The organism is uncultured Microbulbifer sp. (genome assembly GCF_947489355.1).
In the GTDB taxonomy this organism is placed as follows: Bacteria; Pseudomonadota; Gammaproteobacteria; order Pseudomonadales; family Cellvibrionaceae; genus Microbulbifer.
In genome coordinates this window covers 1-8,652 of sequence record NZ_CANLDD010000090.1, presented here as the reverse complement: position 1 = coordinate 8,652, position 8,652 = coordinate 1, and the positions used below count along the sequence as shown (strand labels likewise).

Annotated in this window: 14 protein-coding genes; 2 read left to right on the top strand and 12 right to left on the bottom strand. The window is 51.9% G+C overall.

Going from position 1 to position 8,652, the window contains the following annotated elements:
• Nucleotides 1-143: 143 nt before the first annotated feature.
• A complete protein-coding gene (locus Q1A48_RS20060) occupies nucleotides 144-527 on the bottom strand; it encodes a D-Ala-D-Ala carboxypeptidase family metallohydrolase (protein ID WP_299948471.1) in 384 nt (127 codons plus the stop codon).
• Nucleotides 528-638: 111 nt separating this feature from the next.
• On the opposite strand from Q1A48_RS20060, the gene Q1A48_RS20055 reads away from it, so the two are divergent.
• Nucleotides 639-1,055, top strand: a complete 417-nt coding sequence (locus tag Q1A48_RS20055; protein ID WP_299947572.1) for a DUF6632 domain-containing protein — start codon at nucleotides 639-641, stop codon at nucleotides 1,053-1,055.
• Nucleotides 1,056-1,236: 181 nt separating this feature from the next.
• On the top strand, nucleotides 1,237-1,647 hold the full coding sequence (locus tag Q1A48_RS20050) for a DUF6632 domain-containing protein (RefSeq protein WP_299948469.1): 411 nt from the start codon (nucleotides 1,237-1,239) through the stop codon (nucleotides 1,645-1,647).
• A 209-nt stretch (nucleotides 1,648-1,856) separates the two neighbouring features.
• Here Q1A48_RS20050 and Q1A48_RS20045 read toward each other — a convergent pair whose 3' ends face one another.
• From Q1A48_RS20045 to Q1A48_RS19995, 11 genes are all read right to left on the bottom strand, one after another.
• Nucleotides 1,857-2,135, bottom strand: coding sequence for a hypothetical protein (locus Q1A48_RS20045; RefSeq protein ID WP_299948467.1), 279 nt, complete (start codon nucleotides 2,133-2,135; stop codon nucleotides 1,857-1,859).
• Nucleotides 2,119-3,591 (bottom strand): hypothetical protein, encoded by a 1,473-nt coding sequence (locus tag Q1A48_RS20040; RefSeq protein WP_299948465.1) that lies wholly within the window; start codon nucleotides 3,589-3,591, stop codon nucleotides 2,119-2,121. Before Q1A48_RS20040 ends, Q1A48_RS20045 begins: the two co-directional genes overlap by 17 nt.
• A gap of 3 nt (nucleotides 3,592-3,594) precedes the next feature.
• The gene (locus Q1A48_RS20035; protein WP_299948463.1) at nucleotides 3,595-3,966 is read right to left on the bottom strand and encodes a hypothetical protein; all 372 of its coding nucleotides are present in this window, start codon (nucleotides 3,964-3,966) and stop codon (nucleotides 3,595-3,597) included.
• A gap of 16 nt (nucleotides 3,967-3,982) precedes the next feature.
• Nucleotides 3,983-4,252 (bottom strand): hypothetical protein, encoded by a 270-nt coding sequence (locus Q1A48_RS20030; RefSeq protein WP_299948461.1) that lies wholly within the window; start codon nucleotides 4,250-4,252, stop codon nucleotides 3,983-3,985.
• Between the two features lie 78 nt (nucleotides 4,253-4,330).
• Complete coding sequence (locus tag Q1A48_RS20025) at nucleotides 4,331-5,761, bottom strand: hypothetical protein (protein ID WP_299948459.1); 1,431 nt, start codon at nucleotides 5,759-5,761, stop codon at nucleotides 4,331-4,333.
• A 145-nt stretch (nucleotides 5,762-5,906) separates the two neighbouring features.
• Nucleotides 5,907-6,452 carry a hypothetical protein gene (locus tag Q1A48_RS20020; protein WP_299948458.1) on the bottom strand — a complete coding sequence of 182 codons (546 nt, stop codon included), beginning with the start codon at nucleotides 6,450-6,452 and terminating at the stop codon, nucleotides 5,907-5,909.
• Between the two features lie 121 nt (nucleotides 6,453-6,573).
• Nucleotides 6,574-7,116: a terminase small subunit gene (locus tag Q1A48_RS20015; RefSeq protein ID WP_299948456.1), complete on the bottom strand. Its 543-nt coding sequence runs from the start codon at nucleotides 7,114-7,116 to the stop codon at nucleotides 6,574-6,576.
• Nucleotides 7,116-7,379: a hypothetical protein gene (locus tag Q1A48_RS20010; RefSeq protein ID WP_299948454.1), complete on the bottom strand. Its 264-nt coding sequence runs from the start codon at nucleotides 7,377-7,379 to the stop codon at nucleotides 7,116-7,118. Before Q1A48_RS20010 ends, Q1A48_RS20015 begins: the two co-directional genes overlap by 1 nt.
• Nucleotides 7,376-7,882, bottom strand: coding sequence for a hypothetical protein (locus Q1A48_RS20005; protein WP_299948452.1), 507 nt, complete (start codon nucleotides 7,880-7,882; stop codon nucleotides 7,376-7,378). Before Q1A48_RS20005 ends, Q1A48_RS20010 begins: the two co-directional genes overlap by 4 nt.
• A gap of 115 nt (nucleotides 7,883-7,997) precedes the next feature.
• The gene (locus tag Q1A48_RS20000) at nucleotides 7,998-8,327 is read right to left on the bottom strand and encodes a hypothetical protein (protein WP_299948450.1); all 330 of its coding nucleotides are present in this window, start codon (nucleotides 8,325-8,327) and stop codon (nucleotides 7,998-8,000) included.
• Nucleotides 8,328-8,469: 142 nt separating this feature from the next.
• The coding region (locus Q1A48_RS19995) for a hypothetical protein (protein WP_299948448.1) at nucleotides 8,470-8,652 on the bottom strand (183 nt) is incomplete at its 5' end.

Genomic DNA, 8,652 nt, shown 5'->3' with positions numbered 1-8,652 from the left:
AACCATTGATATAAATAGTGCCATGGAAGTAGTCGGAGTCATGTTCTCTCTCGTAGGGTAAACATTTATATAGTGGTGGTCGTGACCACTATTATCCTGATTACTGTCTCGAAATCAATTCTGTGCCACTCCCTTCATACGCCCTACCTTGGGTAGCTCCAGATTGTGGGCCCGTCACGCTTGTCCGGAATAGCTCCAAGATCATCCAGATGGAGGAATCTGCCCTTGTGGGGACCATGCTGCTTTACGCCAATGCCAGTGAACCCCTCCTCCAGCGCGATACCCAGCAGCTCATAGGCACCCCCACCAGAAACTGATACATCCACAGCCTGCCCAGTAGTGTGTGTCATGGTGGAGCCGATCCTGGCGCAGTGGTCCTGGCAGCGATAACCGGAGTTGATCACCATAGGCTTGTTGAAGCGCACCCTGACCCTGATCAATCGGCGCAGCGTATCATCCGAGAAGTGGAGTTTCCCGCAACAGCGGCAGGACAACTCCTCTTCCGTGAAGTAGTCGTTTTCAAGCATGAGATTACCAGATACAAAAAAGCCCGCACGGAGCAGGCCAGGAACTATTTCGTCTATATTATTGACTGCGACAAAATCAACTTAAAAGCGGTCTCCGCTCAGGGGAAGGCTATGGATGACATCACCCGTATCAAATGCCTCACCATTGTCATGATGATTATAGGCTTGTTTTTTACCTTTGCTATTTACCCGTTAATGGAATGGTGGTGGCCTGAAGGATGGGGGTGGACACCACGGCAGCCCGAATACGAATATACTATTATAGGAACCTATGCAACTCTGGGGGTATTCCTGTTGCTCGCCGCTAAACATCCCATTGCTAACCTCGTTCTGGTTTGGCTCGTAATTTGGTTGAGCTTGGTACATGCAACCATCAGTCTTTTACTTTTTATGCTGGCACCTGATCAAGTCCTTGAAGATAACTTGATCGGTGAGATCCCCGCACAGTATTTAATTGCTGGGGTTCTCTGGTACCTAATACCCAAAAACATTAAATTATTACAACGACTGCACAGCGATAGTGAGTAACTGGCGCCTGGCTATTGCAAAGCATCTGAGGACTTCCTCCATAGGGAAGCAGTGACTCCAAGACAAACAGTCGAATTGCGAACACAAAAAAGTTTTCGCCAAGCGAACTAGGCCCTAGTTCATCTATATTATTGACTGCAGCTAAATCAACTTAAAAGCGGTCTCCGCTCTGGAGTAAACTATGGATGACACCACTCGTATCAAGTGCCTTCCCTTTGCCCTGAAGGCTATAGGTCTATTTTATATTTTTGGCATTTACCCGATGATGCGATTTGCATGGCCTCCAGGGTGGGGATGGATACCCCCCTATCAAGAGTATCAAATACTTTCTCTGGCAATGTACGCAATTCTAGGTATATTTCTGATCCTCGCCGCTCGAAATCTCGCTGCAAATATCGGCTTAATTTGGTTCACTTTTTGGCTGAACTTGATATGTGGCAGCATCATGTTTTTAATGATGGCAGCTAATAGAGTCGAGGAGGTAAACTGGGTCGGAAATATCTTCGTGCAGTACTTAATTGCTGGAGTTATCTGGTATTTAATGCCCATGCGCGTTAAGTTGCTACAACAACCGGACAGCGATGGCAAGTAACGGCGTCTGGTATTGCAAAGCATCCCCGTATTTCATCCATAGAACGGCCGAACAGTCGAAATACAGCCATAAAAAAACCCCGCCGGATTAACCAGGCGGGGCTTTCAAAGGGGGGTATGATCCCGCTGTACATACTTCGCGACAGCTTAGCTTAGAATAGTAGATACACGTGCGCACTGTCAATACATACAGACTGTATTAAAAGCCAGTTATGCGGCATTCTGTGCCAAAAGAAACGCCTCCACTGTTCCCTCAATCATTCGACACATATTTACCACCCAGGTTTTACCTTGGCCAACCTTCCTGCACACACCCTGCATTTCCCACCGGTAGTAATACCGCAACCAAAAAACCTTCCTCTCCAGCGCGGCCTTTTCCTTGTCCTGGCGCCTGGCTATCACATTCAGGTAAGCCAATACTGCAGCATCCGTGAGGGCTGCCCTCTCGTAATCTATCGGGTCCGGGCTCTCCCTACATCCTGATAGCATCCTTCGGCCAAATGCCGCCAATCCAGTAGTAGTAGGTGGCCACTTCCTGCCCGCCGCCGGTCGTCAGCAAAGCGCGGGTTTCACTACCGTTGTACCATTGCGGTACGCTGTTCCCAAAAAGGCGGACGGGATACGCACTTTCTCCAACTTGGACATACCCCTCCGATCGTGCGCGAATCAGATAGCGATGACTGCCGCCGGCATCTTTCCCTAGGATTCCCAAACCATTATCCAGGGCAATACTTTGTGCCCCGGCAAAATCGCCATAATCCAACGCCACCGCACCGATATGGCCGTTGACGCTGGCCACATTGCCCGAGCCCGGCGTGACAAACCACTGCGCATCCGGTACCGAGTAGGTGATAAAGTCATTGACGTAGACGTTTTTGCCGTCCACAACGCCGTCACTAACGATCACATAACGCGCGGAGTTGGCAGGCGTCGGCGGTGTACCCTTGGCAGCGGCATCCCAGGACCCCAGAAACTCCACCTGCCCCGAAGCCGTGGCAGCGGACTCGGCGGCCTTGGCTGCCTTGGCTGCCCAGTGGGCGCTGGAGTATTGGGTTTCTCCGGGTAGCAACTGGTCTTCAGGATGGTTGGCCCACTGAAACGCTTTTTGCTGCGCCGCACTCGCACCCGCCTTTGCTGTCTGTGCGGTTGTTGCACTGCTGGCCGCAGCGGTAGCACTAGCGGCGGCATTGGCCTGGGCTGTCTCGGCACCGGTGCGCGCGTTTATGGCCGCATCCCGCGCTATTGCCACATCGGTTTTTGCACTGGTGGCCAAACCGGCTTGGGTGGTGGCAGTCTCGGCACTGTGACCGGCATCACTGGCATGACCCTCCGCCTGCCCGGCGCTACCGGCTGCATTCTGCGCGCTGGTGGCAGCCGCCGAGGCGGAACCTGCAGCTTCCGTGGCGCTGGTTTCGGCTTTCCCGGCCTCAGTGCCAGCCTGTTCGGCAGAAATCTGTGCAGAGCCGGCCCAACTTTGCGCGGAGGCGGCACTATCGGCAGCGGCCTGTTTGCTGGACTCGGCAAAGCTCGCGCTATCGCCGGCACTCACCGCACTGCTTTCGGCGGCGATACGGTGGTCATTGGCCTGTACCGCACTCCTGGCCGCATCGGTAGCGCTGGAGGCCGCGTTCTCCTCGCTAACGCCGGCATATTCTTCACTGTTGGCTGCACCGGCTTCACTCAGTGCCGCCGCCAAAGCACTGGCAGAGGCGCTGCGCTCCGCTTCCACCACCTGCGCCGCCAGTCTCGCCACCACACCCACATCGCCGGTGACTTCAACCGTGATCGGCTGCCCTCTAGCATCGAGCGTCACCTCCAGGGCCTGGCTCGCCACCTGTCGGGCCTCGACAGTTTCAGTAACCGACTGCACCTGAACCGACTCGGACGCGAGCACGGAAATGGTGTTGGTGGCACTCTCTTCAATAAAGGTAATGGTATTGGCCATGGTTCAGCGGCTTCGGGTAATCTGCTGCAGGAAACGGATGCGGCCGTACACGATGGTCCGCACTTCCGGTTCATCGCCGAGAATCGGTGTGGCCATCTGCACGTCGTAGTTGTAACTGGTGGCCTTGAGGTTTTCCGTCTGCGCCGCGGACAGACCAATGGCCACTTCCCCGTTTTGGCTGTTGGCATCGGCGGGCGCTGTCAAAATGATCTGGGCATCTGCCCGGTCATCCGGTACCTGCGGATTCAATTTGACAGTGAACCAGAAGGTGCGACCGGAAATATCAATACGGCTGCCATTCTCATCCTTAAACACCAGCGGCAGGCTCAGGCTGTCCCCGATCACTGCATCGGTGAGGTTCTTTTTACTGGCCATAGGCGCCTCAGAAAAATCAGAAGAAATTGCGGGGTTTGGGCTGGTAACGTCTTGGGGTGGTAGAAAATCCACGCCCGGCCTTGCGGGCCGCCTGATCCCGATCCTGCCTGTAGAGCCCCTGGGCCATGGGTACCGCGTTTGGCGCGGACCAGGGTTTATTGGGCATGGCGTAGAGTTTGGCCAACGTGCCCTGTTCAATGGCTTCGCGGTAATCCGATAAAAGGGTGCGGGAAACCTGTGTAGCATTGGCTCCCGGCTTGACCGCACCGTATCGGCACTGCGCCAATCCGGCGTCATCAGGTCCAGATGCTCCCGCGCCACCAGGCGGATACTGCGCCCCGGTATCGTCATGGAACCGTTGTGCTTAATATCCAGAATACACCTCATAGATCAGTGCGCGTTCCCGGTCGCTGTCCCACCAATCCTGCAAGAACATATCGGTGGCGGTGTAATCCGAATAAGCGCCAAGCAAATCCTCCCGCCGCATCAGTTGGTATTCGGTGTCGAACCCATCCCAACCCTGGCAGGCGAACCTGATCAAATCCTTGTGGCCGGGAAACGCCAGTTCTGCCTGATCCCGGTCCACCCAGCGTCGCCGTACCAACCAACGTGCGTTGGAAAGGTCCGACTCCGCATGCCAATCCCAAAAAATCTCATTGCGGTGCACACGCTTACAGCGGTAGGGATAAGCGAAAGGATCACTGCTGCGGGAAACCTCCACCCAGTCGAGCCCGCACTTGACCTGGCCGGCAAAGGCATCAGCACAGGCTTTATCAGACCGCGTCATGCGCGCCGCTTCATTGAGCTTTTCGTTAATGCCCTCCGCCACTTCCACGCTGTCGTCATCGTCCGGACGCACCACCCAATCTGCCCGGGTGTCCTGTCCCGATTGCTGGAAGGCGTCGGCGGCACAGAATGGATACTCCTGCAGGAAGAGCCAGCCCCATTCGCCGACATCACCACGAAGCTGAATGTTTTTCTGGTGCGCCCAGTACAGTTGGTCCCTATCCAGGTTGTAAGTCTTGGCAGTATCCAGTTCCGTATCACTGGGCTTCCAATCACTTGGCGCTTTTTTGCGATACTCCGGCTGCCAGTACCAGGGCAGAAAAATTGCGATAAACTCCGACTCGCCGGCTTCGGCTTTCTGCCAGAGGTCATGGAAGTAACCGCCGATGCCATTGGCCGTGCTCTCGAAGATAATCTCGCTGTTCTCCCCTTCCGGCACTGCCTGCAGCACACCAGCTGCATGGGTTTCCGCATGAGGCCAGAAGGCCACTTCAGAGCCGTGGAAGTAATGAATCGTGCTGGAGCGGCCAGCGCCTTTGCTGCCTGCTGTCGCCACTTTGTAGCCGCTATCGTTCTGCGCAAAGTGCAGCTCTTTGGAACTGGCATTGGCCGTTGCCGGTTTCAGCAATGGATGCAAATTGTTGTGGTAACGAAACACCATATCGAACAGGTTGTCAGTGGCCTGCTGTAGGTGCGTGAGAATGAAAGCCTTCACTGCTTTGCGGAATCGTGTCTTCCAGTAGTAACGGCCTTCAACATAAGTGCTGATACCCTGCTGACGCCCTTTTAGAATCAGGGCCCGCACCATACCCAACTCAAACAGTTGATCTTCCAGGCGCTCATGCACATAGCGTTGCGCCCGATTGAGCTTCAATGGCTTCAGAGCACCGCGCTTTGTAGCGATCTTCAATTGTTTCAGAGCAAAAAAGGGAAAGTCGTGAACACAGCGCTTGATCAGATCTCGAACCGACTCCACTTCTTCCGAGGAAATCTCCGCTTGCAGGTTCATTAATCAGTCATCTCTCTAACAGGGATTATTCAGTCACTTTCTCAAACACAAAATCACCAGACACAAAAAAACCCGCGCTGGGCGGGCTTATATCTAGTCAGCCGTTTTTTGTAATCCTTTAGATAAAGACATCTAGCCTATAGAATCAGTTTGTGCTTTTTTCACAAACAGTATTAACATACCTAACACCAGATACGGTGCTTATCTCTATATGTGGCTCACCCTCTAGAGAAACAAATTGAAGAACTTTTCCCTTTCCCAACCAAAGCTCATGAGATACCGTTTTCTTAAGATTTTTCCCAACCTTAAAAAAATTCCCATCTTTAAATATCTTACAATCTTCTCTGAAAATTTTTACAACCGGGCGATCTTTGTGGTACCAATATTCAACATAAACAAAAACTTTTCCATCATCCGACAAATAGCCTCCAGCATAGCCGCTAGGGTCATAAGGACGCGACCAGATGGGAATTTCACTTGGAGTAGGTATCGGATAACGGAAAGCCTTATAGACGGACAAGGTCCATGTATCTTCCCAGGGATACTTAGCCCCCTCGTTGTAATCTCTTCCTACAAATGCATTCCATTTACCATTTGCGGAAGTAACTTTAAAGTTTCTCCAATCTGGAGGCTGATCAGCATAGGCCTGCAGAGGAATAAAAAATAAGATCAGAAAAATTTTGAGTTTCATCCTAACTGGCCTAGGTTATCAAAATCACCAAATAAAATGGTAAGAGCGTCAATATAGGGATCACCGCAGCACCATTATGCTGATTTACACGTCCTAAGTAAATTGCCCGAAAGATTATCCATCACTCAATCAGATCATCAATCAGCGACTGCAGAGTGACCTTCACCTCTTTCTGTTCGCGGAATGCCTGAACATTAACATGCTTGCCCAGCAGTTCCAGGTTCTTCACCTTGTCCGGCCACTTGATTTTCTTCAGCACACCGACAACCTGGCGCTCATCACCACTACCTTCCCACAGCTCTGACAGGTCCATTCCAGAGATAAACTGACGCCAGACCTTTGCCCACTCCCGAATGGGCTTCAGCGAACCGTCATCCTTGAGAATGTCCAGAACATCCATCTGGTCGATCTCTGCCAAGCGCTTCAGTACATAGTCCGCGTCTATCTGAGTGCGCTCTGAGCGGGCTTTCTGGGCTTTTTGGATGTATTCAGCCACCTCACCTTTTCTCACCAATTCTGACCCTTTTACCTCGCAGGTTCGCTGGCTCGCATTCGGATATGCAACCTTATATGCCTTCGTCGCATTTAACTCAGGATCAGCCAGATAGGTGTCTGCAAATATCTGCCACTTATCAGTCAGGCCGTTGTGGTTGCGCCTGGCCATTACTCTCTCCGCTCTATCAATCTTTCCAGATTGTTATCAATACGCTGCAATCGAGCTCGGATCTCATCCTTGAATTCACCGATGTGCTTCTGCTCCAGAGAACGCAGGTCTGATTCGTGTTGAATGGCCTGGGTGTTGGCTGTGATTCCCTTCTCTATATCAGAGCCCCATATAAATAAACCAGCCGCCAAAAGAATGATGCTGACTATCTGGGTGACTGATACGCTTTTGCTCAGGTGCCAGTGCTCGGGTTGTGTGTTCATGGCTTCATTGCCTGTGTCTTTTCCTTACTTCCTTGGCTGGAGCCGTACCAGAATTGCAAGATCATTGGTATTGCGCCGGTGATCACGCCAAGCATCAGGGTTCCGGTCTGTTCGAATGCCGGGGTTACCTCTACGCTGCCGGAGAACAGCAGGTAGGTCAGGAAGAAATAACCGCTGATGAACACAAACGACAGCACCGCCTGGACCCACAGGCCCCCTTTGATGCCTAGTTCCCGTGCACTCTTGCGGTCCTCCACTTCGAGCCGATATACATCAATATCCAGCTCACGCATCTTGAGCTTGAACTGGTTGTCTAGGCTGCGCAGTTCCAGTAGCTGTTCGGGGCTCGCCGTCAGAATGGTGTTGGCAATATCCTGTTCAGTGGCCTTGTCATTACCCAGTAAGGCACTGGCCAGGAACTTGACTGCCGTTCCCGCAACAGGGCCACCAAGGGCAGCGCCCAGAGTCGGCGCCACGCTTTTAACTATCGCTTTCCAGTCCATTAGTAGCTCCAGATTTTCGGACCTGTAGAAGTAGCTTTCTCCAGGCGTAAAAAAACCGGCTCAGTGGCCGGCTTGTTTATTTAGGTGTAAATGTTGCAGCAAGCGCAACATATCCTTATTTGTTAGAACGGTTTATTGCCCGATACCCCAAAATCAAGCTAGCAAATAATAAGATAAACAAAACTATTTCTATAGCCATAAATATGAAAGTGTTGATATGCGTTTCACTTTTTGCTGCGCCGCTAAAATTTGGGTTGTAAATGGCAATAGCCTCCCCGCATGAAAAAGTTCCGCCTATTGGCTCAAAACCTTCAATACAAGCTTGCGCTATCCCTTGCATTACGCCGGTAGTATAACTTCCAGCCAAAGCCTGACTAGAGAAGTAGTACCCGGCTATTAAAAGCAATAAGCATAGGGTGTTAATTGCTAATATTTTCTTCATCATTAAGCTCTAACATTTATATAGTGGTCGCCGTGACCACTATTATCCTGATTACTACCCCGGAAGCAATTCTGCAGCGGTTCACCTACGATAATAATCATCAAATCAGAACATTGAGCAAATTTTATACAACCCAGAAACGCGGCTAGTAGCTCCAGACAGTAGGCCGGGTACGCTCACCCGGTATAAGCCCAAGATCATCCAAATGCAGAAATCGCCCCTTGTGTGCTCCCTTCTGCTTTACGCCAATGCCAGTGAACCCTTCCTCCAGCGCGATCCCCAGCAGCTCATAGGCACGCCCACCAGAAACTGATACATCCACAGCCTG